Source organism: Billgrantia campisalis, assembly GCF_022341425.1.
In the GTDB taxonomy this organism is placed as follows: Bacteria; Pseudomonadota; Gammaproteobacteria; order Pseudomonadales; family Halomonadaceae; genus Halomonas; species Halomonas campisalis.
In genome coordinates this window covers 287,903-313,669 of record NZ_JABFUC010000003.1, presented here as the reverse complement: position 1 = coordinate 313,669, position 25,767 = coordinate 287,903, and the positions used below count along the sequence as shown (strand labels likewise).

Annotated in this window: 20 protein-coding genes; 15 read left to right on the top strand and 5 right to left on the bottom strand. The window is 67.8% G+C overall.

Annotation, left to right across the window (positions count from 1 at the left end; translation table 11 throughout):
* Position 1 precedes the first annotated feature (1 nt).
* The 7 genes from cysS to HOP52_RS05345 all read left to right on the top strand — a co-directional run bounded on the left by cysS (position 2) and on the right by HOP52_RS05345 (position 11,426).
* Positions 2-1,396 carry a cysteine--tRNA ligase gene (gene cysS, locus HOP52_RS05375; RefSeq protein ID WP_238976301.1) on the top strand — a complete coding sequence of 465 codons (1,395 nt, stop codon included), beginning with the start codon at positions 2-4 and terminating at the stop codon, positions 1,394-1,396.
* Between the two features lie 189 nt (positions 1,397-1,585).
* Positions 1,586-2,932 (top strand): type II toxin-antitoxin system HipA family toxin, encoded by a 1,347-nt coding sequence (locus tag HOP52_RS05370; protein WP_238976299.1) that lies wholly within the window; start codon positions 1,586-1,588, stop codon positions 2,930-2,932.
* Positions 2,929-3,234 carry a helix-turn-helix domain-containing protein gene (locus HOP52_RS05365; RefSeq protein ID WP_238976297.1) on the top strand — a complete coding sequence of 102 codons (306 nt, stop codon included), beginning with the start codon at positions 2,929-2,931 and terminating at the stop codon, positions 3,232-3,234. The genes HOP52_RS05370 and HOP52_RS05365 overlap by 4 nt, the downstream gene beginning before the upstream one ends.
* Positions 3,235-3,246: 12 nt before the next feature.
* Entirely contained in the window at positions 3,247-4,791 is a 1,545-nt protein-coding gene (locus HOP52_RS05360; RefSeq protein WP_238976296.1) for a TIGR02677 family protein, read from the top strand.
* Positions 4,779-6,035, top strand: coding sequence for a TIGR02678 family protein (locus HOP52_RS05355; protein WP_238976295.1), 1,257 nt, complete (start codon positions 4,779-4,781; stop codon positions 6,033-6,035). Before HOP52_RS05360 ends, HOP52_RS05355 begins: the two co-directional genes overlap by 13 nt.
* Positions 6,028-10,182, top strand: coding sequence for a TIGR02680 family protein (locus HOP52_RS05350; protein ID WP_238976294.1), 4,155 nt, complete (start codon positions 6,028-6,030; stop codon positions 10,180-10,182). Before HOP52_RS05355 ends, HOP52_RS05350 begins: the two co-directional genes overlap by 8 nt.
* Positions 10,182-11,426 carry a TIGR02679 family protein gene (locus tag HOP52_RS05345; protein WP_238976292.1) on the top strand — a complete coding sequence of 415 codons (1,245 nt, stop codon included), beginning with the start codon at positions 10,182-10,184 and terminating at the stop codon, positions 11,424-11,426. Before HOP52_RS05350 ends, HOP52_RS05345 begins: the two co-directional genes overlap by 1 nt.
* Here HOP52_RS05345 and HOP52_RS05340 read toward each other — a convergent pair.
* Positions 11,417-12,388 (bottom strand): DUF1853 family protein, encoded by a 972-nt coding sequence (locus tag HOP52_RS05340; protein ID WP_238976290.1) that lies wholly within the window; start codon positions 12,386-12,388, stop codon positions 11,417-11,419. The genes HOP52_RS05345 and HOP52_RS05340 overlap by 10 nt on opposite strands.
* A gap of 92 nt (positions 12,389-12,480) precedes the next feature.
* Between HOP52_RS05340 and osmF the strand changes: the two genes are divergently transcribed.
* The 8 genes from osmF to HOP52_RS05300 all read left to right on the top strand — a co-directional run bounded on the left by osmF (position 12,481) and on the right by HOP52_RS05300 (position 22,276).
* Positions 12,481-13,398 (top strand): glycine betaine ABC transporter substrate-binding protein OsmF, encoded by a 918-nt coding sequence (gene osmF, locus HOP52_RS05335; protein WP_238976288.1) that lies wholly within the window; start codon positions 12,481-12,483, stop codon positions 13,396-13,398.
* Between the two features lie 51 nt (positions 13,399-13,449).
* Complete coding sequence (locus tag HOP52_RS05330; RefSeq protein WP_238976381.1) at positions 13,450-14,571, top strand: ABC transporter permease; 1,122 nt, start codon at positions 13,450-13,452, stop codon at positions 14,569-14,571.
* Positions 14,568-15,509 carry an ABC transporter ATP-binding protein gene (locus tag HOP52_RS05325; RefSeq protein WP_238976286.1) on the top strand — a complete coding sequence of 314 codons (942 nt, stop codon included), beginning with the start codon at positions 14,568-14,570 and terminating at the stop codon, positions 15,507-15,509. The genes HOP52_RS05330 and HOP52_RS05325 overlap by 4 nt, the downstream gene beginning before the upstream one ends.
* A 47-nt stretch (positions 15,510-15,556) precedes the next feature.
* The gene (locus HOP52_RS05320; RefSeq protein ID WP_238976284.1) at positions 15,557-16,264 is read left to right on the top strand and encodes an ABC transporter permease; all 708 of its coding nucleotides are present in this window, start codon (positions 15,557-15,559) and stop codon (positions 16,262-16,264) included.
* A gap of 225 nt (positions 16,265-16,489) precedes the next feature.
* Positions 16,490-17,716: a thiamine pyrophosphate-dependent dehydrogenase E1 component subunit alpha gene (locus HOP52_RS05315; protein ID WP_238976283.1), complete on the top strand. Its 1,227-nt coding sequence runs from the start codon at positions 16,490-16,492 to the stop codon at positions 17,714-17,716.
* Between the two features lies 1 nt (position 17,717).
* A complete protein-coding gene (locus HOP52_RS05310; protein ID WP_238976281.1) occupies positions 17,718-18,695 on the top strand; it encodes an alpha-ketoacid dehydrogenase subunit beta in 978 nt (325 codons plus the stop codon).
* A 28-nt stretch (positions 18,696-18,723) separates the two neighbouring features.
* The gene (locus HOP52_RS05305) at positions 18,724-20,361 is read left to right on the top strand and encodes a dihydrolipoyllysine-residue acetyltransferase (RefSeq protein ID WP_238976279.1); all 1,638 of its coding nucleotides are present in this window, start codon (positions 18,724-18,726) and stop codon (positions 20,359-20,361) included.
* 70 nt (positions 20,362-20,431) lie between these two features.
* Complete coding sequence (locus tag HOP52_RS05300) at positions 20,432-22,276, top strand: protein kinase domain-containing protein (RefSeq protein ID WP_238976278.1); 1,845 nt, start codon at positions 20,432-20,434, stop codon at positions 22,274-22,276.
* Between the two features lies 1 nt (position 22,277).
* Here the strand turns inward: HOP52_RS05300 and HOP52_RS05295 are convergent, their stop codons facing one another.
* Genes HOP52_RS05295 through HOP52_RS05280 form a run of 4 tightly spaced genes read right to left on the bottom strand, consistent with a single transcriptional unit; the run spans position 22,278 to position 25,742 of the window.
* Entirely contained in the window at positions 22,278-22,811 is a 534-nt protein-coding gene (locus HOP52_RS05295; RefSeq protein ID WP_238976277.1) for a winged helix DNA-binding protein, read from the bottom strand.
* Positions 22,811-24,109 carry a TRAP transporter large permease gene (locus HOP52_RS05290; protein WP_238976276.1) on the bottom strand — a complete coding sequence of 433 codons (1,299 nt, stop codon included), beginning with the start codon at positions 24,107-24,109 and terminating at the stop codon, positions 22,811-22,813. The genes HOP52_RS05295 and HOP52_RS05290 overlap by 1 nt, the downstream gene beginning before the upstream one ends.
* A gap of 16 nt (positions 24,110-24,125) precedes the next feature.
* Complete coding sequence (locus HOP52_RS05285) at positions 24,126-24,677, bottom strand: TRAP transporter small permease (protein WP_238976274.1); 552 nt, start codon at positions 24,675-24,677, stop codon at positions 24,126-24,128.
* A 60-nt stretch (positions 24,678-24,737) separates the two neighbouring features.
* The gene (locus HOP52_RS05280; RefSeq protein ID WP_238976272.1) at positions 24,738-25,742 is read right to left on the bottom strand and encodes a TRAP transporter substrate-binding protein; all 1,005 of its coding nucleotides are present in this window, start codon (positions 25,740-25,742) and stop codon (positions 24,738-24,740) included.
* Positions 25,743-25,767: the final 25 nt, after the last annotated feature.

The window sequence follows — 25,767 nt, the reverse complement described above, 5'->3', positions numbered from 1 at the left end:
TATGCAGATCTACAATACGCTGACCCGTCGCAAGGAAGCCTTCACGCCCATCGAGCCGGGCAAGGTGCGCATGTACGTCTGCGGCATGACCGTCTATGACTACTGCCATCTGGGTCACGCCCGGGTGATGGTGGCGTTCGACGTTATTACCCGCTATCTGCGGCAGCGCGGCTATGACGTCACCTACGTGCGCAATATCACCGACATCGACGACAAGATCCTCAGGCGCGCCGAGGAGAACGGTGAGCCGATCGACTCGCTGACCGAGCGCATGATCGCCGCCATGCACGAGGATGAGGCGCGCCTCTCCGTGCTGCGGCCCGACCACGAGCCCCGTGCCACCGGCCATATCGGTGAGATCATCAGGATGATCGAGACACTGATCACCAAGGGCTATGCCTACGCGGCGGACAACGGCGACGTCTACTACCGGGTGCGCAAGTTCGAAGGCTACGGCAAGCTCAATAACCGCGACCCCGATGAGATGCGTTCCGGCGCTCGGGTCGAGGTGGATGAGCACAAGGAGGACCCCCTGGACTTCGTGCTGTGGAAGGCGGCCAAGCCCGGGGAGGCGAGCCACTGGCCGTCGCCCTGGGGCGATGGGCGTCCCGGCTGGCATATCGAGTGCTCGGCCATGTCCACCTGCTGTCTGGGTGAGACCTTCGACATCCACGGCGGCGGGCCGGATCTGACCTTCCCCCACCATGAGAACGAGATCGCCCAGTCGGAGGCGGCCACCGGCAAGACCTACGTCAACACCTGGATGCATGCCGGGGCGGTGCGGGTCAACCAGGAGAAGATGTCCAAGTCGCTGGGCAACTTCTTCACCATCCGGGAGGTGCTCGAGCACCATGACCCGGAGGTGGTGCGCTATCTGCTGGTGGCCAGCCACTATCGCAGCCCCATCAACTACGCCCCGGAGTCGCTTGCCGAGGCGCGCAAGTCGCTGGAGCGTTTCTATAATGCGCTGGCGGACGTTGCGCCCAGGGAGGGCGCCATCGATGCCCGCTTCGCCGAGCGCTTCACCGTGGCCATGGACGACGACTTCAACACGCCGGAAGCGCTCTCGGTGCTCTTCGAGCTGGCCCGCGAGCTCAACCGTGCCAAGAAGGAGGCGCCGGAACAGGCCCCGGCGCTCGCCGCCGAGCTTCGCCACCTGGGGGGCGTGCTGGGACTGCTGCAGCAGGATCCCTCCACCTTCCTCAAGGGGGGGGCCGGCGAACTGCCGCTGGCCGAGTCCGAGATCGAGGCGCGCATCGCTGCCCGCGCCGCGGCCAAGCAGGCCAAGGACTTCGCCGCCGCCGATGCGATCCGCGACGAGCTCGCCGCGCTCGGGATCATCCTCAAGGACTCCCGCGAGGGTACCGCCTGGGTGTACGAGAAGCCCGAGGGGTAGCTCCGCGCCGCCAGCTGGCAGACGCCCGGCCCACCGCAAGGTGTGCCGGGCGTTTTGCTGAGCGGCCTGCTGGATTGGGTGTGCATATTTCTGCTCAAATATCCTGTCTATCGAATAGACTGTGAGTCATACTGCTCAAAAATGCGTTGCACTGCCATTTATGAGCATAATTTTGCGCAGGAGGGTGTCTTGGTACTGACGATACAGATTCATTTCGACCAAGCCTGGCGCGATGCGGCCGAGCTGACACTGCCGGAACCTGAGCGTGGTGTGCGAGGCACCTCACGTCTGCGTTATTCACCTGACTACGCCCTCGACCGGATGTTTCGGGATGACCTGCACGCCTGCAGCATGCTGCTTCCGGTGGAGCTGATGCTGACCCACGAGTCACCGCGCTGGTTCGGCTTTCTGGAAGACATCATGCCGGCAGGCGCCAGCCGCCGCTTCTGGGTCAACTACCTGGGGCTGCAGGATCTCCCGGAAGGGCACCAGGACACCGAGCTGCTGGCCCGTGGCACCATCGCGCCGATAGGCAACCTGCGGATCAAGGAAGCCGTGCCCGACCCCTCGGCCAAGGATGTGCTGGGGGAGCGACGCTTTGCCATGCGGAGCGTAGTGGAGCGAGATACGGACTTTCTGGAATATGCTCAGCAGATGGGGGCCGCCAGCGGTGGTGCCACCGGAGCGGGCGGTGAGGCTCCCAAGCTGCTGCTGCGCCTTTCCGGCGACGAAGAGGTCTGGATCGACACCTGGCAGGATGACTGTCACCAGCCGGATATTCCGATGTTGGTGAAGTTTCCGCGTGGACGGCGCTCCATCGATGACTGCGATATCCTGCGCGCGGAGTATCACTATTACCAGGAGCTGGCGGCGCTGGGTGTCGATACGATCGGGACGAGCGATATGCGATTGGTCGAGGGGGAGCGTTACCCCTCCCTGTGGCTGCCCCGCTTCGATATGCAGTACCTCGACGGCGCCTGGGTTCACTATGGCCTGGAGTCGGTTTATTCGTTGATGGAGGCGGCGCCCGGCAGTTTCCTCAAGCATGGGGACACGCTACGCCGGCTGGTTGGTCTGATGGAAGGGCAGCACCGGGTGCGAGAGCTGGGCGCCGTCTTCGACGCTCAGGCCTTCGTCATCGAATGGGTCAGGCGCGACCTGCTGAATGTGGCCTTCGGTAACTCCGATAATCATGGCCGCAATTCGGCGCTGCTCAAGCGGCCGGAGGGTAGCTGGCTCTCGCCGGTCTATGACTTTGCCCCGATGAAAGCGGATCCAGAAGGGGTGACCCGCACCACCCAGTGGGGAGCGCCGCTAGAGGTAGGCGGTGAGTTCGACTGGGTCGCCATTGCGGACTCCCTTGGCGACCTGGCGGAGCCCGATCGACTCCTGGCAGAGCTGCGGCAGCTTGCTGTCGCGCTGGAGGGGTTGGATGAGCGACTGGCGGCGAGAGGCGTGCCGGCGCGTATTCTCGATATGCCTGCCGTGGGGCTTCGCTCCCTGGATGAGCGGCTGCGCCGCTGGGGCCTGCTATGAGATCCCGCTACCCCGATGATCCCGAAGCGGCGCTGGTGGCCCTGCTCCGCAAGCTCTACGCCGGCGACCTGACCGAAGGCCAGCTATTGAGGTCGCTGAGGCGCGATGTGCTGGGGCTCTCTCAAACACGCTATGCCGAAATGGTCGGCATCAGCCGTCGCACCCTTTCCGACCTTGAGAGGGACACGGGCAGCGTCACCCTGGAGGTCATGAACCGTGCCTTCAAGCCGCTGGGCCTGGAGGTGAGTCTGGTGCCACGCAAGAGGAGCCTGCTGAAGCAGGCGCTGATACCCATCGAATAAACCGGAGCCAGCTTGGACTATACCCCCTTCAGCTATGTCACCGCCGAGAAGGCCGACCTCTACCGCCGGGTGATGCGCGCCTTCGTGGAGGCGAAGTCCCACTTTCTGGTGCATCTGCGCCCGGAGGATGTGCAGCAGCAGGTAGGCGAGCCGGAGCTTGCCACCGTGCAGGCGGCCCTGACCCAGCTGGTGACCTGGGGCAACCTGGACGCCGAGCGCGACAATGCCCGGGTGACCAGCGTGGAGGACTACTATCGCGCCCTCTACGTCTATCAGATCACCCGCCAGGGCGAGGCGGTGGAGGCGGCATTGGCCACCTTCGAGCAGGAACTGGGGCGGCGCGGCGCCCTGCAGAGCGTGGCGCTGGAGGATATCCGCACCCGCCTACGCGCCCTGCTGACCCTGGCCCAGAGCGACGCGCCCTCGGCTACCGAGAGTCAGCTACTGCTGCGCGACCTGGCCGGGGTCTTCGCCGACCTGGCCGAGAATGCTCGGGCCTTCATGACCGGGCTGAACCGCACCCTGGAGGGGCAGGGCAGCGATGCCGACGCCTTCTTGCTCTACAAGGAGCGGGTGATCGGCTATATCGAGCGCTTCCTCGGCGACCTGACCACCGCCTCCGGCGAGATCGCCGAGCTGATCCGCGCCCTGGATGGCGACGGCGATGCAGAAGCGCCGGTGGCCCGACTGCTGCGTCAGGCCGCCGAGCGCGAACTCACCGACCTGGCCCCGGGCGAGTCCCCGGACGACGAGGAGCGCGCCCAGGCCTTCGCCGAGGCGTGGCGGCGCTGGCACGGCCACTGGGAGGGGCTGCGCGCCTGGTTCCTCGACCAGCCGGGGCGCCAGGCCCAGGCCCGGCTGCTGCGCAGCAGCGCCCGGCGCGCCGTGACCCAGCTGCTGGAGATGGTCGGCCGCCTCAACGAGCGGCGCATGGCGCGCAGCGACCGCTCGGCGGACTTCCGCACCCTGGCGCGCTGGTTCCTGGAGTGTGACAACGACGGCGAGGCCCACCGCCTGTGGCGCACCGCCTTCGGCCTGACGCCGGCCCGCCACCTGGTGATCGACGCCGAGACCGCCGAGCAGTGGCAGCAGACGCCGGTACCGGCCACCACACCCTGGGCCGAAGCGCCGGGCCTGCAGGTACAGGCACGGCTGCGCGCCACCGGCAGCTACCAGAAGCCCGGCGCGCCGCCCAAGCTGCGCAGTCGCGCCCGGGAGCGCGAGCTGCTGGCCCGCCAGCTTGCCGAGGAAGCCAGTGCGGCCCGGGCCGCCCGGCGTCAGCTGGTGGAGCGTCGCGCCGAGCGGCTCTCCGAGCTGGGCACGCTCGACGACGGCGCCTTTCGCCTGTTGCTCAACCTGCTCGGCGATGCGTTGGCGGCAAGCCCCGGGGATGACACGGCGGTGACCACCACCACCGGCGATGGTAGCCTGCGCATCACCCTGGCGCCCCTGGGACCAGAGACCACCGCGACCCTGCGCACCGACGCCGGGGAGCTCAGCGGTCGTGACTACCGCCTGGAGATCGTCGATCTGGAGGAGAGCCCATGGACGAGCTGAGCGATGCCCTGACGCGCCAGCGTCAGGAGGAGCAGCGGCGTGCCCTGCGCGCCCTGCTGGCCCGGCCGCTGATCCGCAGCGATGATCCCGTCTTTCCCCTGATCCGTCGCCATGGGGCGACGCTGCGCGACTGGCTGGCCCGGGAGACCGGCTGGCATCTGCAGAGCGAGCGCGACTTCGTGCGCCTGCACAAGCGCCCCGCCGATCTCGGCGACCCCACTCGCCCGGCGGTGGTGGGCCGCGGCACCCAGCGCAAGACCTTCAATCGCCGCCGCTATGCGCTCTTTTGCCTGCTGCTGGCCGACCTCGAGCGGGGCGATGCCCAGATCACCCTGGGCCGCCTGGGCGAGGGACTGGGCCAGGCGGTCGGCGACCCGGGGCTGGCCGAGCGGGGGCTGGCGTTCTCCCTGGACCACCAGGAGGCGCGGCGGGATCTGGTGGTGGTAGTGCGCCTGCTGATGGAGCTCGGCGTGCTGTTGCGCGTGGCCGGCGACGAGGAGCAGTTCCTGCGCCGCGGCCTGGAGGGCGACGTGCTCTACGACGTGGATCGCCGACTGCTCTCGGCGCTGCTGGTCACTGCCCGGGGCCCCTCCCTGGTGGCCTTGAACGGCGCCGATGGCGAGCTCGACCTGGACGCGCGTCTGCGCGCGCTGAGCGAGACCTTCGTGCCGGATACCCCCGACGGGCGCAACCGTGAGCTGCGGCATCGCCTGGCGCGGCGCCTGCTGGATGATCCGGTGATCTACCGGGAGACGCTCGACGAGGACGAGGCCGCCTACCTGGCCAATCAGCGCGGGCCCCTGCTGCGCCGGCTGCAGCAGGCCACGGGCCTGGTGGCCGAGGTGCGTGCCGAGGGGCTGGCGCTGGTGGACCCCGAGGGGGAGCTGACCGACGAGAAGCTGCCGGCCGAGGGCACCGAGGGCCACCTGGCGCTGCTCATGGCCGAGCGGCTGGCCGCTGCCGGCCCCGACGGCCTCGCGCTCCAGGAGGCCGAGGCCTGGATCCAGGAGTGGCAGCAGACGTTTCGCCGCTACTGGCGCAAGTCCGCCTGCGAGCCGGGGGCCGCCCACGGCCTGGCCCGCCAGACCCTGGCTCGCTTGGCGGCGCTGGGCCTGGTGAAGCGCCAGGGCGAGTGCGTCCTGCCGCGGCCGGCGCTGGGGCGCTTCTGCGTTGAGTCGCCCTCTCTCCCCGATGTTCCCGACAACCCCCAACCCGATCTGGCCGAGTCCGCTTTCAATGATTGAGCTTCCCGAATCGCAAAGCCAGCGCTGGCAGCCTCTGCGCTGCGGCCTGGTGGAGATTTTCTACTACGACGAGGAGACCTTCCACTTCCACGATGGCCGGCTGCTGCTGCGCGGCAACAATGGCACCGGCAAGTCCAAGGTGATGGCGCTGACCCTGCCGTTTCTGCTCGATGGTCAACTGATCCCCTCCCGGGTGGAGCCCGACGGCGACAGCGCCAAGCGCATGGAGTGGAACCTGCTGGTGGGCGAGTATCAGGAGCGTCTGGGCTACACCTGGCTGGAATTCGGGCGTCAGGGGGAGGCGGGGCCCGAGACCTTCACGGTGGGCTGCGGCCTCAAGGCGGTGGCGGGGCGTCCGGTGCGCTCCTGGTTCTTCACCACGCCCCAGCGCATCGGCCGCGACCTCTTTTTGATTGACAAAGGACGCAGCCTCAGCCGAGAGCGCTTGGGCCAGTCACTGGGCAGCCAGGGGCAGCTGTATGATCGCGCCGCGGACTACCGGCGCGCCATCGACGAGCGGCTCTTTCGCCTGGGTGAGCAGCGCTATGGCGCCCTGCTCGATCTGCTGCTGCAGCTGCGCCAGCCGCAGCTGGCCAAGAAGCCCGACCCCAACCGCCTCTCCCAGGCGCTCAGCGACGCCCTACCGCCCCTGGGGCGTGGCCTGATCGGCGAGGTCGCTGAGGCCTACCGCAGCCTGGATGTCTATCGCGAGGAGATTCAGGGGCTGGAGGAGACCGCCCGGGCGGTGGACGCCTTCCTGGGGCACTACCGCCACTATGCCGGCATCGCGGTGCGCCGCCGGGCCGAGGGGCTGACTGGCGCCAACGCTGAGTACGAGCGGGTTCGCCTGCAGCTGGGGCGCGATCGCCAGGCCCACGAGCAGACCCTGGAGACCCGCGATGCCCTCGGCGCATCGCGGGAGGCCCTGGCCGGGCGGCAGCGTGACCTGGCGGCCCGCCAGCGCACCCTGGAGGCCAGCGACGCCATGCGCTCGGCGGAGGCGCTGGGCAACGCCGAGGAGTTGGCGCGGCAGCGCCGTAACCAGGCCGAGCGCCAAGCGCATCAGTTGGACCGGGAGCAAGAGAACCATCGGCGCGCCGAAACGCGCCTCGCCGAGGCCGAGCAGGCCCTGGAGACCGACGTCTCGGCGCTGGCACGCAAGCGAGAGGCGAGCGCCGAGCTCGCCGATGGGGCCGGCGTGGGGGCCGAGCATCGCCGGCAGGTGGCGGTGATGCTGCCGGCAGCGGACAGCGCCGACCCGGCACCTCCCGCCCCTGGAGAGATCGACGCCCTGCAGCAGGCCCTGCGGGACCTGCATCGCCGCCGCGAGGAGGGCGTGACCTACCTCAATCGCCGCCTCGACGAGGTGGGGCGCGGCGAGGGGGCCTTCCATCGGGTCGAGCATGAGGCGCGCCGGGAGGAGGAGACCCTGGCGAGTCGCGAGGAGGAGTGGCAGGAAGCGCTGACCGTTCGCCTGGAAGCCGCCGAGGCGCTCCAGGCAAGCTGGCGTGAGCGCTTCGCCACCCTCAAGGAGCTGACCCCCGAAGACCCCGAGGCGCTGCTCGCCGAGCTGGCGCCCTGGTGCGACCACCTGAGCGGCAGTGACCCCGCCGAGGCAGGACTCTCGGCGGCCCGGGACGCCCGGCGAGAGGGCCTGAACCAGCAGCGCCATGGGTTGGCGCAGCAGCGTCGGGAGCTCGACGCCGAGCGCGCCGAGCGGGAAGCGGAGCGCCGCCGCCTGGAGGCCGGCGATGAGCGGACACCGCCCGAGCCCTACACCCGCGGCGAGGGCGCCCGTGACGCTCGCCCGGGCGCGCCGCTATGGCAACTGGTGGATTTCCACCCTTCCCTGGGTGAGGGCCAGCGTGCCGGACTGGAGGCGGCCCTGGAGGCCGCGGGACTGCTCGACGCCTGGGTACTGCCGGAGGGTGAGCTGCTCGCCCCCGACACCTGGGACACCCTGCTGGCGCCGATGGCCGATGGCGATGCCCCTATGGGGGAGGCGAGCCTGGCCGGCGCCCTGCGCGCCGATCCCCCCGCCCACTCCCCGGTCGCCGCCGACGTCGTCGAGCGGCTGCTGGCCGGCATCGGCCTGGGGGATTCCGAGGCCTTCGCCTGGGTGAGCCCCGACGGGGCCTGGCGGCTGGGCCAGCTCAGCGGCCGCTGGGGCAAGCCGGCGGCGGTCTATATCGGTCATGCGGCGCGGGAGGCCGCCCGGCAGCGCCGGTTGATCGAGATCCAGCAGGCATTGGACGCCCTGGCCACTCAGGACGCCGAGATAGTGGCGGCGCTCGAGATCCTGGAGGCGCGCCTCCAGGTCGTCGAGCAGGAGTGGCAGCAGCGCCCCACTGCCCAGGCGCTGCGCGACGCCCATGCCAACGAGGCGGCGGCGCGGCGCGCCCGGGACACCCAGGCCGATCGCCTGGACCAGGCCCGCGAGGCGCTGGAGGAGGCTCGTGAGGCGCTGGAGGCCCTGCGCGGCGAGCTCTACCAGGCCGCCGAGGATCTGCGCCTGCCCGCCGAGCGCGAGCCCCTGGGCCGGATCCAGGCCGCGCTCAACGACTATCGGCTCGCCGCCAGCGAGCTGGTGCAGGCCATCACGACCTGGCGACAGGCGAAGACACGCCATGACGAGCAGCTGCAGGAGCGGCAGGTGGCAGGCGAGGCGCTGCAGCAGGCCCAGTGGGAGCACGCCGAGGCCCTCGAGCAGGCCCGGGAGGCCGAGGTACGCCGGGATACCCTGCGCGAGACCATGGGCGCCGAGGTGCAGGAGCTGGAGCGTCAGCTGGCGGCCATCCAGGAACGTAGCGAGGCGCTGACCCTGGAGCAGCGCGAGCAGGCGCAACGCTTCGAGACGCTGCTGGGCGAGGTGGCGCGTTTGGCCGAGAAGGTGGCCCACGGTGAGCAGCGCCTGGCGGAGCTGGATGAGCGCCGAGCCGAGATGATCGCCGCCTTCCGTGCCCTGGTGGAGGAGGGGCTGCTGCGCGTCGCCGCCCCCGAGGCCTTCGCGGCGGAGGAGCCCGCCTCCTGGGCGGCGGATCCCGCCGTACGCCTGGCCCGCGCCGCCGCCCAGGCGACTGCCGGCGCCGACGCCTCCGACGAGAGCTGGCACGCCCATCAGGGGCGGCTCCACGAGCACATCAAGGGGCTCACCGATGTGCTCTCCCGCGGCGGCCACGACTGCCTCGCGGAGGCCCGCGACGACCTGTTGCTGGTGCGCATCGTCTTCCAGGGGCGGCGCCAGGACCCCGATGCCCTGTTTCGCCAGCTCAACGACGAGATCGGCCAACGCCAGGCGCTGCTCAATGCCCGCGAGCGGGAGCTGCTCGAGACCTACCTGATCGACGAGGTGGCCAGCCATATCCAGGAGTGTATCACCGCCACCGAGCGCCATGTGCTAGCCATGAACCGCGAACTGGAGAGCCGTCCCACCAGTACCGGCATGCGGCTGCGCATCCGCTGGCAGCCGCTGACCGAAGGCCAGATCGCCGGCGGTATGGCGGCGCCAGCGGGGCTGGCCGACGTCTGTCAACGGCTGCGTCGCCAGGCCCTGGATGCCTGGTCGCCGGAGGATCGCGAGGTGGTGGGCGACTTCCTCCGCCGACGCATCGAGGAGGCGCGGGCCAGCGACGAAGGCGGCGCCCTCCAGGAGATCCTCGAGCGCGCCCTAGACTACCGTTTCTGGCACCGCTTCGTGGTGGAGCGCCACCAGAACGGTCAGTGGCGTCCCGCCTATGGTCCTGCCTCCGGGGGCGAGCGGGCCCTGGTGATCACCCTGCCGCTGTTCGCCGCCGCGGCCAGCCATTACGGCAGCGCCCATGAGGATGCGCCGCGCCTGGTGATGCTCGATGAGGTGTTCGCCGGCATCGATGACGACGCCCGGGCCAAGAGCATGGGGCTGCTGGCCCAGTTCGACCTGGACGCCGTCATGACCTCGGAGCGGGAGTGGGGCTGCTATCCGGACGTGCCGGGGCTGGCTATCGCCCAGCTGGTACGCCGGGAAGGCGTCGATGCCGTCCACGTCACCCGCTGGAAGTGGGACGGCAAGCGCCGGGTGCGGGATGAGCTGCCCGCCAGTCAGATGCGGGAGCCGCAGCGGGAAGCCATTGGCAGTGAGTCGGAGGGCGGCATGGATAGCCTGTTCTGATGGACCTCGAACGCCTGCAGCGCCTGCTGGGTGGCTCTGGGCTTGCCCGTCTGCGCCAGCGTTTATCCCGCAAGCTGATGCGCGATGGCGAGGGACGTCTGACCCTCAGCCGGGTCAGCGACACGGAGCGTGCCGCCGTCGAACGACTAGTCGGGCGGGCCCCTCGCCAGGGGAAGTCGCTGAGCGTTGATCTCGAGGCGCTCTCCCATGCCCTGGCGCGAGCCGGCGTGGCCAGCGATCTGAGGGCCGCCCTGGAGGCGCTGGATGGCCCCCTGGTGGACGGCCGGGCCGAGCGCGAGGAGGTACGGCGACGCTGGCGCGAGCTGCTCGACGCCTATCATCCCGAGGCCGAGCGTCTGGAGGTGAGCGGCTGGCTGGAGGATCTGCGCGGTGGTGGCCAGCTCAAGCGCCTGGCGGGACGCAGCGAACGGCAGGGCCGACGGCTGCTCGAGCAGTCGCTCAGCGTGCTCAAGCGACTACCGACACAGGGCATGACGCTTAGCACCCTGGCAGCCGAGTGCCTGGGGGATGCCCACGCCCTGGATGCCGGACGGCCCGTCTCGGCACTGGTGCGGCGCGCCCTGGCCCGCCACTGGCGTGGTGGCGTGGCCCTGCCACACCCCGATGAGCGCTCGATATGGGCCCATGCCGGCGTGCTGCTGGGCGGCGATATCACCAGCGCGGTGCTGATCCACCGTCTGCCACTGCTTGGCGAACACGCCCTGGACCCGGCGCTGAGGCAGTACCATGATCTTGCCGAACCGGCCTGGTTGACCCTGCGTCAGCTGCTTCGCCATCCGCCGCAGTGGGATGTGGCGGGGCGTCAGGTTTTTGTCTGCGAGAACCCCGCCGTGGTGGCCGAGGCCGCCGAATGTCTGGGGTCGAGGTGTGCTCCCTTGATGACCACCTGGGGGCGCCCCGGTGCCGCCGCGTTGACGCTTCTCGAACAGCTGCAAGCCGCCGGTGCCGTGCTGTACTACCACGGGGACTTCGACTGGGCGGGTGTCAGCATTGCCAACTCGCTTCTGACGCGCTTCGCCATGCGTCCCTGGCGGATGAAGGCAGTCGATCTCGAGGAATGTGTCCGTCTGCCCGGCAGGCCACTGGAGGGAAAGCCGCTGGATGCCTGCTGGGACCCTCAGCTGCGCGCTGTCCTGGAAGCACGGAACAGGGCACTGCATGAGGAGCAGTTGATCGAGACACTGCTGGAGGATCTCCGGCTGCCGGTACGCCCTCAGGTGTAGGGAGGCAATGGAATCTGCCTTGGCCAGTCGTCGGCGACGACGAACAGCCGCCGCCAGCCGCGCTCGGCGTGCCAGAGGGCCAGCTGGGTTGGTGAGGCCGGTTTTCTGAAGTGCTCCGCCAGCCGTGCCTCGAGCTCCCGCAGCGCCAGCAGCCGCTCAGGGCGGGGTAGGGCGAGCCAGTGGGGCTTGGTTAGCCAGGCGCCCCGGGTCCCGGCGGCCAGGCCGTCGCGATAGCTGCGCCATTGTCGCCAGAACAGCCAGGTGCCGCGCAGGTGCGTGTGGCAGGCATCGAGCGGTGCCGGCAGGTGAAAACGCCAGGGGTAGAACAGCACCCCGGGCATGGCCAGCTGGGGATGGATGACCAAGGGACGGTCGGCGCCTACCGCATCGCTGCCCAGCAACTCGAATAGCGCCTGCCGGGTCTCCGGCCGCTCGGTCAGGCGCAGCTGATGGTGGTGCAGGCGATGGCGTTTACTGGCCAGGCTGTCGGCACCGCCGGGGCCGATCCAGCGTGCCTGATGGGTGTCACCGCCCGGACCTTCCGGCAGGCCCAGGTAGAACTTGATGGCCACTTCCAGGTGGATGTGGGCGGGGTCTTCACGGCGGCGGTAGAGCAGGTCCAGTTCCCCCAGCGTCTGCTTGCCGCTCTGCACCCGCAGGTTGTGGGCCAGCAGCTGGGTTGCCGGGGCGGTATCGAGCAAAAACTGCCAGAGCCGCTCATGATAGAGCCCCATGCGGCCGTTGACGGTATTGCCGACCCGGCGCTCCAGCGGCTCGGGATTGGCCTCCAGTGCCAGCAGGAAGTCGCGGAAGCGGGCGTCGTCCGCCAGCCCCAGCTGCTCCCGGGTGGGGCGCCCCTGCCACCGTGTCGCGATCAGGTCCGGAGCAAGCACGACCCACGCCAGGTCTCTCACCAGCGGGTGGTGGCAGCAGTCCAGAGGGGCGGTGGGGCGTTGCAGCATGATGAAGGGGATCCGCGTTGAGAATCGGGTCTGACAGGCAAACTGTACACGCCTTATACTCAGCGTACATTCACAACCGATGGGGGATAGCGATGAACCGCTCCCTGACCGGCTTGGCGGCACTGGCCGCCGGCTCGCTACTCACCCTAGCCACCGCCCAGGCCAGCGATCCCGTGGTGGTGTCATCCAAGATCGATACCGAAGGCTCGGTGCTCGGACAGCTGATTCTGCAGCGCCTCGAGCAGGGTGGGATCGAGACCCGCGACCGCCTGCAGCTCGGCGGCACCAGCATCGTGCGTGGTGCACTGCTGGCCGACGAGATCGATCTCTATCCGGAGTATACCGGCAACGGTGCCTTCTTCTTCGACATGACCGACAGCGATGTTTGGCACGACCCCGAACAGGCGCTGGCGACCGTGCGCGAGCGTGATGCTGACAACGGCCTGGTGTGGCTGACCCCGGCGGATGCCAACAACACCTGGGCGATGAGCGTGCGCGGCGACCTGGCCCGCGAGCACGGTCTGGCGACCCTGGAGGATCTGGCGGTCTTTCTCGGCGAGGGTGGCGACTTCAAGTTTGCCGCCAGCGCGGAGTTCGTCGAGTCCGAGCAGGCCCTTCCGGCTTTCCAGCGCGCCTACGGCTTCGAACTCAGCTCGGATCAGCTGCTGGTGCTGTCCGGCGGGAACACCGCCGCCACCATGCGTGCCGCGGCCCAGCAGACCAGCGGCGTCAATGCGGCGATGACCTATGGCACCGATGGCGGCCTGGGAGCCCTGGATCTGGTGGTGCTGGAGGACACCCTTGGCGTGCAGCCGGTCTATCAGCCGGCCCCGGTGGTCCGCGAGTCCGTACTCGAGGCCCATCCGCAGATCGAGTCGCTGCTGGCCCCGGTGTTCCAGGCCTTGGATCTGGAGACCCTGCAGCGGCTCAACGGGGAGGTGGCGGTCAATGGCCTGGACCCTCGTCAGGTGGCAGCCGACTTCCTTGCCAAGCTGGACGCAGCGGAATAGGTCGTGGCGGCTGAGCGACACGCTTCGCCCAACTGGGTACTGCTGAGCCTGATGCTGGCAGGGCTCCTGGCCTGGCTGTCACTCGATGCGGTCAGTGTCGCCCCCAACCGTATCGTGGCGGGGGCGCCCCACCGTGCCTATGAGGTCATGGGGGGCTGGCCGATGTTGCTGGTCACGCTGCCGATGCTGGGGGTTATGGCCCTGGCCTGGCGCCCCGACAGCCGACGCCTGCGCCTGGCGGTGGCGCTGGTGGTGGCCTTGCTGGCGGCGCTGCCGCTGTGGCTTGCCGCGGCGGTGTGGGCCTTGGTGGATCCCTCGCTCCCCCAGGCGCGGCTGGGGATCGGTGCATCGGTCTGGCTGCTGCTGTTCCTGTGGCTGCTGGTGCTGCTGGAGCTGCGCACCCGCCTGGGGCTCGCGCGGTGGCAAGGTTGGGCGCTGCTGCTGCCGGTCCTGGCCGCCTGGTGGCTGGCGCTGGCCCACTGGCTGGAACCCCTGGCGCTCAACCGTGAGTACCAGGGACGCAGCGATCAGTTCGTCGCCGCTATCGGCTATCACCTTGCCTTGGTGGGCGCCGCCGTGGGGGCGAGCCTGCTGCTGGGGGTTGCCCTGGCGCTGGCCATGCGGCGTCATGCCGGCCTGCAGCGGGCCGGGTTCGCGGTGCTCAACTTCCTGCAGACCATTCCCAGCCTGGCGCTGTTCGGCCTGCTGCTGGCGCCGCTGGCCTGGCTCTCGGCCCGGGTCGAGTGGCTCTCGGCGCTGGGCGTGAGCGGCATCGGCTGGGCACCCGCCTGGCTGGCCCTGGTGGCCTACAGCCTGCTGCCCATGGTGCGTAATACCTTCGTGGCGCTGGAAGGGGTAGACGCGGGGGTGCTCGAATCGGCTCGCGGCATGGGCATGAGCCGCCAGCAGGTCTTCTGGCAAGTGCGCCTGCCCCTGGCACTGCCGGTGATCCTCGAAGGGGTGCGTATCACCACGGTGCAGGCGATCGGGCTCACCGCCGTGGCGGCGCTGATCGGTGCCGGCGGGCTCGGCACCTTCATCTTCCAGGGCCTGGGGCAGGCGGCCATGGACCTGGTGCTGCTGGGCGCCTTGCCGATCATCGCCCTGGCGCTGCTGGCCGACGCGCTGTTCGGGGCCCTGGCGGACGGCCTGCGCCATGGAGGGGCGAGATGATCGAACTGTTCGACGTGACCAAGCGCTTTGGCGACGAGATCGCCGTGAACGACATTTCACTGCGCGTCGAGAAAGGCGAGCTGTGTGCCCTGGTGGGCACTTCCGGGTGCGGCAAGTCCACCACCCTGCGGATGATCAATCGCCTGATCGAACACAGCGAGGGCGAGATTCACCTCGACGGCCAGCCGGTGAGGACCTTCAACGAGCAGCTCCTGCGTCGCCGCATCGGCTATGTGATCCAGAGCACCGGGCTCTTCCCCCACTGGACGGTGGCACGCAACATCGGCCTGGTGCCGCGGCTGCTCAAGTGGCCCAGGACGCGTATCCGCGAGCGCGTGGCGGAGCTGATGGGGCTGCTCGGCCTGCCGCCGGCGGAGTTCGCCGCCAAGTATCCGCATCAGCTCTCCGGCGGCCAGGCGCAGCGGGTCGGGGTGGCCCGCGCGCTGGCCGCCGACCCGGAGATCCTGCTGATGGACGAGCCCTTCGGGGCGCTGGACCCCATTACCCGGGAATCGCTGCAGCATGAGCTGCGCGATCTGCAGGCGCGTCTGCACAAGACCATTGTCTTCGTTACCCACGACATGGACGAAGCCCTGGCCCTGGCGGATCGGCTGGTGGTGATGCATCGGGGGCGCATCGTCCAGCAGGGCCGCCCCATCGAGCTGCTGCGCGAACCGGTCGACAACTTCGTGGCCTCGCTGCTGGGGGGCGTCGAGCGTGGTCTCAAGGAGGCGGGCTTGACGCGCGTCAGCGAGCGGATGCTGCCGCTGGGGCCGCGCCTGTTGGCCCGTGAACGGGTGGCGCAGACGGCGCCGCTGCGCGATGCCCTGTCGATGATGCTATGGCACCGGGTCGACCGCCTGACGGTGGTGGATGACGACGATATCCCCATCGGCGAGCTGTCGCTGCGCCGGCTGGTGGGGGGGAGGCCGGAGTGAATCGCGCAGTGCGGTCTTCCCCCCCGGTGTCCGGATGGCGCTGGGCCATGCCGCTGCTTTGGCTGGGCCTGCTGCTGGCGGCGACCCTCGGCATGGAGCAGTTGGAAGGCGTGTTGCGGCTGATCGAACCCGATAGCCGCGAGGTGATCTACCGTCGCGACACTTTCCTGGCGCTGCTGGTACAGCATGTCATGGTGGTGTTGGTGGCGTCGCTGCTGGCCGTCGCTATCGGCGTCGGCGCCGCCATTGCCGTGACCCGGCCGGCCGGCCGGGATTTTCGCCCGCTGGTCGGCCAGCTCGCCTCCATCGGCCAGACTTTCCCGCCGGTGGCGGTGCTGGCGCTGGCGGTGCCGGTGCTGGGTTTCGGTACCCTGCCAATCATCATGGCGCTATTGCTCTACGGGCTGCTGCCGATCGTGCGCAACACCCTGGCCGGCATCGAGGGCATTGATCCTGCCGTCCACGAGGCGGCACGCGGCATGGGCATGACCGGTGTTCAGGTCCTGCGCCAGGTGGAGCTGCCGCTGGCGGCGCCGGTCATCCTGGCCGGAATCCGCACCTCGGTGACCATCAATATCGCCACGGCGGCCATCGGCGCCACCGTGGGGGCCAGCAACCTCGGTGATCCGATCATCTCCGGCATCGTCAATGGCAACACCGCCTATGTGGTGCAGGGCGCCGTGCTGATCGGCCTGCTGGCGATCAGCGTCGACAGCCTCTTTGAGCGCTTCATGCCGCGCCTGGCACCTCGCTGATCGGGCTGGGTACGTCACCGTCAGAAGGTACTTTGGCAGAGCAATCCTCAGCTTTTTGACTGGCCGGCAGCAAAATAGATGCGTTCGGCGCCGTTTTACGTTAACGTCAACTGCGATCCGTTGGCTGAACGCTGGAGCTAACCCCTGGCGTGCGGCTACAGTAGAGTCAACACTGCCCTCACAAGGGGCGGTTTCTCCTCCTGCCACTACCCAAGGACCAGGATGATGACAACAACACAAGACACCCATTCGCTGGCCTTCATGACCGGCGACGAGTTCCATATTCCGACCTTTCGGCTCCTGCAGCAGGACGGCACCCTCTTCGAGGGAGCCGAGGCGCCCGACCTCGATCAGCAGAAGGCGCTGCGCATCTACCGCGCCATGCTGTTCACCCGGGTGCTCGACGAGCGCATGCTGGCGGCCCAGCGTCAGGGCCGGCTCTCCTTCTACATGCAGTGCACCGGAGAGGAGGCGGCGGTCATCGGCGCCGCGGCGGCCCTGGACGATGCCGACATGATCATGGCGCAGTATCGTGAGCAGGGCGCGCTGGCCTATCGTGGCTTTACCTACGACGAGTTCATGAACCAGCTGTTCGGTAATGAGCTCGATTACGGCAAGGGCCGCCAGATGCCGATCCACTACGGATCGCGCAAGCTCCACTACATGACCATCTCCTCGCCGCTGGCCACCCAGATCCCCCAGGCCGCAGGCTATGCCTATGGGCAGAAGCTGGCCGGCGAGGGCCACTGCACCATTACCTTCTTTGGCGAGGGGGCGGCCTCGGAGGGTGATTTCCATGCCGCCCTCAACATGGCCTCGGTGCACAAGGCGCCGGTGATCTTCTTCTGTCGCAACAACGGCTATGCGATTTCCACGCCGGCCAGCGAGCAGTTTGCCGCCGACGGCATCGCCCCGCGCGCCTTCGGCTACCGCATGCACGTGATCCGCGTCGACGGCAACGATGTCCTGGCGGTCTATCAGGCCACCCAGCAGGCGCGCGTCATCGCCGTGGAGCAGAACCAGCCGGTGCTGATCGAGGCCATGACCTATCGCCTGGCCGCCCACTCCTCCTCGGACGACCCCTCCGGCTACCGCTCGCGCAAGGAAGAGGAAGCCTGGCGCGAGAAGGACCCCATTCTGCGCATGCAGCGCTGGCTGATCGACCTGGGGTGGTGGAGCGAAGACGAGGAGAAGGCCCTTCAGGAGAGCCTGCGTCGCGAGGTCCTCGAGACCCTCAAGCGCGCCGAGAAACGGCCGCCGCCGCCCCTGGATAGCCTGGTCAGCGACGTCTATGCCGATGTTACCCCGGCGCTGCAGCGTCAGCTCGACCGCCTCAAGTCGCACATTCGCCGCCACCCGGAGGCCTATCCGAAGGGGGCACGGTCACTCGACCCGGATGTCAGCGCAACGGCGGATGCCGACAAGCCCAATGGCGAGCAGGGAGGAGCCTGAAATGCCCAAGATGAACATGCTGCAGGCGATCAACAATGCCCTCGACATCGCCATGGCCGAGGATGAAAAGGTGCTCTGCTTCGGCGAGGACGTGGGAGTGTTCGGTGGCGTCTTCCGCGCCACCAGCCATCTCCAGGAGAAGTACGGCCGCGCCCGCTGCTTCAATACGCCGCTGGTCGAGCAGGGCATCATCGGTTTCGCCAACGGCCTGGCCGCCCAGGGCTCGGTGCCGGTGGCCGAAATTCAGTTTGCCGACTATATCTTTCCGGCCTTCGACCAGATCGTCAACGAAACGGCCAAGTTCCGCTTTCGTTCCGGGGATCTGTTCAACGTCGGTGGCCTGACCATCCGCACTCCCTACGGTGGTGGGATCTCCGGCGGGCTCTACCACTCCCAATCGCCTGAAGCCTACTTCGCCCATACGCCGGGTCTCAAGATCGTGGTGCCCCGCAATCCCTACCAGGCCAAGGGCCTGCTGCTCTCCGCGATCCGCGATCCGGATCCGGTCATCTTCTTCGAACCCAAGCGGCTCTATCGCGCCTCCACCGGCGAGGTGCCGGAAGACGATTACCAGCTGCCGATCGGGGAGGCCGAGGTGACGAAGGAGGGCAGCGACATCACGGTGCTCGGCTGGGGCGCGCAGATGGAGCTGATCGAGAAGGCCGTGGAGATGGCCGAAAAGGTGGGCATTTCCTGCGAGGTGATCGACCTGCGTTCGATCTTGCCCTGGGACGAGGACAGCGTAGTCGAGTCGGTGCTCAAGACCGGTCGCTTGCTGATCAGCCATGAGGCGCCCCGCACCGGCGGCTTCGCCGGCGAGATCGCCGCCACGATCCAGGAGCGCTGCTTCCTGTACCTGGAGTCGCCCATCGAGCGGGTGACCGGCCTGGACACTCCCTTCCCGCTGACGCTGGAGAAGGAGTACATGCCGGACCACCTCAAGATCTACGAGGCCATTCGGGCCTGCGTGGAATTCTGACGTTCGATATCAGGACAGGAGATGCAAGATGAGTGACTTCATGCTGCCCGATATCGGCGAAGGTATCGTGGAATGCGAAATCGTCGACTGGCGAGTCGCCGAGGGCGATGTCATCGAGGAAGACCAGCCGGTGGTCGAGGTGATGACCGACAAGGCGCTGGTGGAGATCACCGCCCCGGAGGCGGGGCGGGTGACCCGGCTGTATGTCCCCAAGGGGGAGATCGCCAAGGTGCATGCGCCACTATTTGCCTATGAAACGGAGGGGGCAGCGGTGAGCGCCGAGACGGCCGAGCCGCCGCGGCCGGTCGCCGACACGGCGGACGAGGTGGCGAGCCCGGCGGCGGAAGCCCCGGCGCCCACGTCGCAGTCCCCCGCAACGGCTTCATCCGCTGCCGCGACGAAGGATTTCATCCTGCCCGACATTGGCGAGGGCATCGTCGAGTGCGAGGTGGTCGAGTGGCGCGTGGCCGAGGGCGAGACGATCGAGGAGGACCAGCCGCTGGTCGATGTCATGACCGACAAGGCGCTGGTGGAGATCACCGCGCCCGAGGCCGGGCAGGTGACCAAGCTGTACGTCCCCAAGGGCGAGATCGCCAAGGTGCATGCGCCGTTGTTTGCCTATCGGCCGGCCCAGGCCGACCCGGCAAGCCAGCCGGCACCCGCCCCGTCAGCGGCCGCCCCAGCGAGCCCCGCCGCCAAGCCGGTGACGGCCGCCCCGGTAGCCAGCGGTGGGCGCGGCCCCTACGGGCGGGTACCGGCCAGTCCCGCGGTACGTCGCCTGGTGCGTGAACACGGTGTTTCGCTGGAGGCTATTCCCGGCTCCGGCAAGGATGGCCGGGTGCTCAAGGAGGATGTGCTGCGCTTCCTCGAGCAGGGCGCCGAGACGTCGGCGCCCAGTGATCGGCAGGCTGCCGGCGAAGCCGCGGCCCGGCCGGCCGCGCGCGCCGCAGCCCCGGAGGGCGAGGTACGCGTCGAGCCGATTCGCGGCATGCGGGCGGTGATGGCCCGGCGCATGGTGGAGTCCGCCAGCACCATCCCGCACTTCCAGTACGGTGAGGAGATCGATGTTACCGAGCTGCTGGCGCTGCGCCAGCGACTCAAGCCCCAGGCCGAGGCTCAGGGCACCCGGCTGACGCTGATGCCGCTGTTCATGAAGGCCATGGCGCTGGCGGTGCAGGAGCACCCGATCCTCAACGCGAGGCTCAATGCTGACGTCAGCGAGATCCACTACCTGCCGTCGTGCAACGTGGGCATGGCGGTGGATAGCCGTTCAGGCCTGCTGGTGCCCAACGTCAAGGGCGTCGAGCGTCGCACCCTGCTCGACGTGGCGCGGGAGGTCGAGCGGCTGACCACCTCGGCGCGGGAGGGCCGCGTCGACCAGGCTGATCTCAAGGATGGCACTATTACCATCTCCAACATCGGCGCACTGGGCGGCACCTATGCGGCGCCGATCATCAACGCCCCGGAGCTGGCCATCGTTGCCATCGGCAAGACCCAGTGGCTGCCGCGCTTCGACGACCGGGGCGAGGTGACGCGACGAGCGATCATGACCGTGACCTGGGCCGGGGATCACCGGGTGATCGATGGCGGCACCATCGCCCGCTTCTGCAACGCCTGGAAAGGGTATCTGGAGAGCCCGGAAACGATGCTCCTCCACCTTGGGTGAGACACGCCGGTTCATGTCGTATCGCTTCGACCGCGACCTGGACCGGCGCAATCTGATGAGCAGGTGACGTATGACCCAGGCGCCTCTCCAGCAGTTCTATATCCCCGAAGAGCAGTCGATCTATCTGCTCAGTCACGACGATGCCCGCAAGCTCAAGGAGTGGGTGGCGCTCTGTCAGGCTCAGCTCGAGCAACTGGGCTATCGCGACATCGCGCTGATCGGCAAGGGTGCCTACGGCTTCGTCTTCGCCGGGGTCACGGCGCTGGGGGCGGAATACGTCTTCAAGTTCACCCGGGTCAACCTGCCCCAGCATCTCCAGGACCGCCTCGAGGAGGAGGCCTTCATGCTGGAGCAGGTCGACCATCCGCGAGTGCCGAGGCTGATCGTCTTCCAGCGGGTGCGCAATCAGTCGATCCTGGTCATGGAGCGCGCTCCCGGGCTCAACCTGGAGGAGGTGTCGCTGCGCGAGGGGCGCCTGTCGCCGCGTCTGGTGGTGCATATTGCCGATCAGCTCGCCGATATCCTGCGCACCCTGCGCAAGGAGTCGGGGCCGGCGGGCAAGCCCATCGTGCATGGCGACATCAAGCCCTCCAACCTGGTGTTCGATGCCGCCAGCGAAGCCATCGCCCTGATCGACTGGGGGTCGTCGGTGTTCGCCCAGTTGGACGCCAACCGGCAGTTCGTGGCGTCCAACGTCATGGAGCTGATGTCGGACAACCTGCAGCAGACCAATGCGCGCCTGGGTGATGTCTACTTCATCGGCGAGGAGCAGTTGAACGGTGCCTTGTCGTCGCCGCGTTTCGACGAGCAGGGCGCCGCCGGCACCCTCTATGCCCTGGCCTCGGCGCAGTCATGCCGCTTTGGCCACCGGGCGATTCCGGCCACTTCGCTGGGCCTGCCCATGGAGTTCGCCCGCATGCTCGACGGCATGCTCGACCCCGATCCGCGCATCCGCTGGCGGGCGGGGGACCACTTCATCAGTGAAATGCCCAGGCTGGCGCGGCTGGTGATGATCGACCTTCCCGAACCGGCGGAAACGCCGCTGGTGCCCGCCTGGGTGCGACCCTCGAACCGTGAGATCGACACCGTGGTGTACAGCTCGCGCAAGGCGTTCCTGCGCGAGGAGGGGGGCGAGGAGACCCTCAACGACGTCAACGACGTCCAGCTCGACCGCTATTACAAGAACTTCATGCAGGGCATGGGCGAAACCGAAAAGGCCTTCCTGGCGGCGGTCAGCCGCTTGGGGAAATATCCGGTGGTGGGTGGGCTGGCGGTTCGCTGGGAAGCCGAGGGGGTGTATATCGATACCTCGCTCAGCCTGCACGACCCGACGCTCAAGCCGGCCTTCGTGGCGGCGGTGAACAACATGGTCAACCTGGCGCGCGCCATCTACCGCCAGGGGATCTTCAAGAGCTGCCTGTTCAATGCCCGCGATACCCTGCACCTGGACCGCGACGATCCCACCCAGCCCTTCGTGCTGGCGCCGGACATGCGGCTGCGCTACGAGGTCAGCGCCGTGCCCGAGCTCGAGGACCGCTCACGCCTGCACAGCTACTTCGAGGATGGGCCGGACCCGGAGGAGTTCCTGGTACTGCCCGAGGCGATCATCGCCTCGCTGGAGGCGCTCAACGAGATCCACCATACCGGGATGATCATCTTCGAGGCACTCCCCCAGCACCTCAAGATTCACAGCTACTATCGGCTGCTCGACCCGTCGCGGGAAGCGGAGTTTCGCCGGCGGCTCGACGACATCCTGGCCGCCGTGGGGCTGATCGAGGGCCTGGGGGTTTCCGGGTTCATGAAGATGCCCTACAAGGATACCCGCTTCTTCGCCCATACGGAGCGACAGCCGGAGCGCTACTATCCGCGTGACCCTCGGGCGGTGCTGGCCGATGCCAGGCGGGAGGGAGGCTGACTCACAGCGAGGCGGCGGCTCTGGCGGCCTGGTCGTAGAGCCCCGACATGGCGCGCAGCATGCCGGCTAATCGGCTCATCTCTTCACCCTCGATCCCCAGCGACGAAAGCGACTCCACCAGGCAGTCTTCGCGAATCTCGGCATAGCGCTGGCAGACCTCACGGCCCTTGTCGGTGGTGCGAAAGAAGGTCTCCTTGCCGTGCTTCTCACTGGCTACGAGCTCTAGTTTGGCGAGCTTCTTCAGCGCATAGGTCACCGTGTGAGAGTCTTCGACGTTCAGCACCAGACAGATATCGGCGAGCCGTTTGGCGCGCTTGCGGTGGTTGACGCTGTGCACGACCAGCACATCGAGCGAGCTGAGCTCGGGATATCCGGTCGCTGTCATGCAGCGCACCATCCAGCGGTTGAAGGCATTGGAGGCGATGATCAGTCCAAATTCGAACTCGGACTGTTCCATGGCACGGTGGGAGAGGTGTTCGGACGAGACGATGGGGCCGCGTGAGCGGCCCCTGTCCCGATCGGGTGTGTCGGTCATCAGCGTCGACTCATGGCTTCTGGCAGGTAGGTGACGATTTCCGGGAAGATCGAGATCAGCACCACGCCCACCATCATCAGGAAGAAGAAGGGCATGGCCGCCCAGGCGATGCTGAGGAGGTCCTTCCCCGTCATCCCCTGAAGGACGAAGAGATTGAAGCCGACCGGGGGCGTGATCTGCGACATCTCCACCACGATCACCAGGTAGATGCCGAACCATATCAGGTCGATACCCGCCGCTTCCACCATGGGCAGCATGATGGAGGTGGTTAGGACCACCACCGAGATGCCGTCCAGGAAGCAGCCCAGGATGATGAAGAAGACCGTCAGGGCGGCAAGCAGCATCCAGGGGGAGAGCTCCATGGTGCCGATCCAGGCGGCCAGCTCCCGGGGCAGGCCGGTGAAGCCCATGGCGGCGGTCAAGAAGGCGGCGCCGGCCAGGATGAAGGCGATCATGGTCGAGGTGCGCACGGCGCCCAGGACCGCATCGCGAAATACCGCCATGTTCATGCTGCCCTGCACCTTGGCGAGTATCAGCGACAGAACGACGCCGACGGCGGCCGCTTCAGTGGGGGAGGCCAGGCCGGTATAGATCGATCCGATCACGCCCACGATCAGCGCCAGCATGGGCAGCAGCCGGCGGGCGCGGCGCAGCTTTTCGGTGAAGGGCAGGCGCTCTTCGGCGCTGGGCACCCGGTCCGGATAGCGCCACGCCCAGACCATCAGATAGAGCGCAAACAGTGAGATCAGCATCAGCCCCGGGAAGACGCCGGCCATGAACAGCCGTGCAATGGACTGGTCGGTGGCCACGGCAAAGACGATGAGGATGATGGAGGGAGGAATCAGCAGTCCAAGAGTGGCGGAGCCGGCCAGGGTCCCGATCACCAGCCGCTCGTCATAGCCGCGACGGGTCAGCTCGGGGATGGTCATCTTGCCCATGGTGGCGCAGGTCGCCGCCGAGGAGCCGGAAACCGCGGCGAAGAGGCCGCAGCCCACCACATTGGTGTGCAGTAGGCGACCGGGAATGCGCTGCATCCAGGGCGACAGTCCGGTGAACATGTCGTCAGCGAGCCTGGAGCGGAACAGGATTTCTCCCATCCAGATGAACATCGGTAGGGCCGTGAGCTCCCAGCTGTAGCTGGAGCCCCAAATATTGGAGGCCATGACGTCACCGGTGGGTATCGAGGTGAACTGTGAGAGCCCGAGCCAGCCAAGTCCGAGCAGGGAGAAGGCGACCCAGACGCCGCTGCCGAGCAGCATCAGCAGGACCGCGAAGAGAATGATCATCATCAGGAGCATAGGGGGTCTCCGGGGCTCACTCGTGGCCGCTGTCGTCGATGGTGAAGGTGCCGGGGCGAGTCACCGCAATGCGCAGGGTGTACAGCCAGGTTTCGATAAGCGCCAGGCAGAATAGGACGACCCCGGTCAGCATGGCGGTCTGCGGGATCCAGAGCGGAATGCGCAGGAGGCCATAGGAGGTTTCGCCGAAGGTGATGCTGTCATCCAGCAGCCAGTAGAGGTTTCTTGCCAGGTAGAGGCAAAGCGCGAGGGCTATGCTGAGACAGAAGATCTCGATCCAGGCGCGGGGCGCCGGGGCGAGCCGGCCGATCAGCAGGGTGACGCGAATATGGCCGCCGTGCACGAAGGTGTAGGCAAGCCCAAGGAAGCTGGCGCCGACCAGCAGGAAGCCGGAGATTTCGGAGAGGCCTGGAATCGCCAGGCCGATACGGTCGCCGCCGATTGCAACGGCGGCACGGTCGATCATGCGCCCGATGATCTGGGCGGTGATCAAGGCGCAGATGAAGGTCAAGCAGGCGGCAGCCAGATAGCCGCCGAGCGTATAGAGAGGGCGGAGTCGGTAGCGCATTTGAGGGGTCCCGTGGTGGTCGAGTAGCGCCTCGGGAGGGGCCGAGGCGCTCGGGAAGGATTACTCCCGGATGGCCTCATAGGCCTCGAGGATTTCCGCGCCCTGGTCGCCGGCGCGCTCCGACCACTCCTGGGTCATGGTGGCGCCGACATCGCGCAGCAGTTCTTCAAGGGCGGGAGAGGGCATGCTGACGTGAATACCGTTCTCCTCCAGCACGGCGATGGCGTCGTCGGTCTCCTGGCGGCTCATCGTCCAGCCGCGCTTCTCGGCGGCCTCGGCGGCCTCGAGCACCGACTGCTGGGTCGCCTCATCGAGCTGGGAGAAGGCGCGCTCGCTGACGATGACCATGTTCTTGGGCAGCCAGAGCTGAGCGTGATTGAAGTGGCTCAGGTAGTCCCAGGCCTTGGTATCGGCACCGGTGGCGGGAGAGGTCACCATCGCCTCGACGCGGCCCGTGCTGAAGGCGGTGGGAATGTCGGAAACCTCGACCTGGGTCGGTACGGCGCCGGTCAGCTGAGCGAGACGCTCGCTGGCGGTGTTGTAGGCCCGCATGCTCAGGTTGCGCAGGTCGCCCGGCTCCTCGACGAGCTGGTTAGTGTAGATGCCCTGGGGCGGCCAGGGCACGGCGAACAGAATGCGCAGCTGCTGCTTGGCCAGCTCCTCGGCGATGATCTCGCGAGACGCCTCCCAGAGCGCCCAGGCCTCTTCATAGCTGGCGGCCAGGTACGGCACCGAATCGACCTCGTAGATGGCGTTCTCGTTGGCCAGCCGCGACATGATCAGCTCGCCGATGGGCACGATGCCGCGGCGCACGGAGTTCTTGATCTCGGCGTGGCCAATCAGGGAGTTATTGGAGTGGACGGTGATGTCCAGCTCGCCATCGGTGCGCTCGCGGACGTCGTCGGCAAACTCACGAATGTTTACGGTGTGGAAGGTGCGGTCGCCATAGGGCGTCGGCATGTCCCAGCTAGTGGCGGCCTGGGTGCCGGTGCTCAGGGTGGCCAGGCCGGCGCCGAGCGCTGCAGCCAGAGTGAGGTGGGGGAGGCGAGAGAAACCGGTTGTCATGGTGAATCCTCGGCTGATGGAAGTT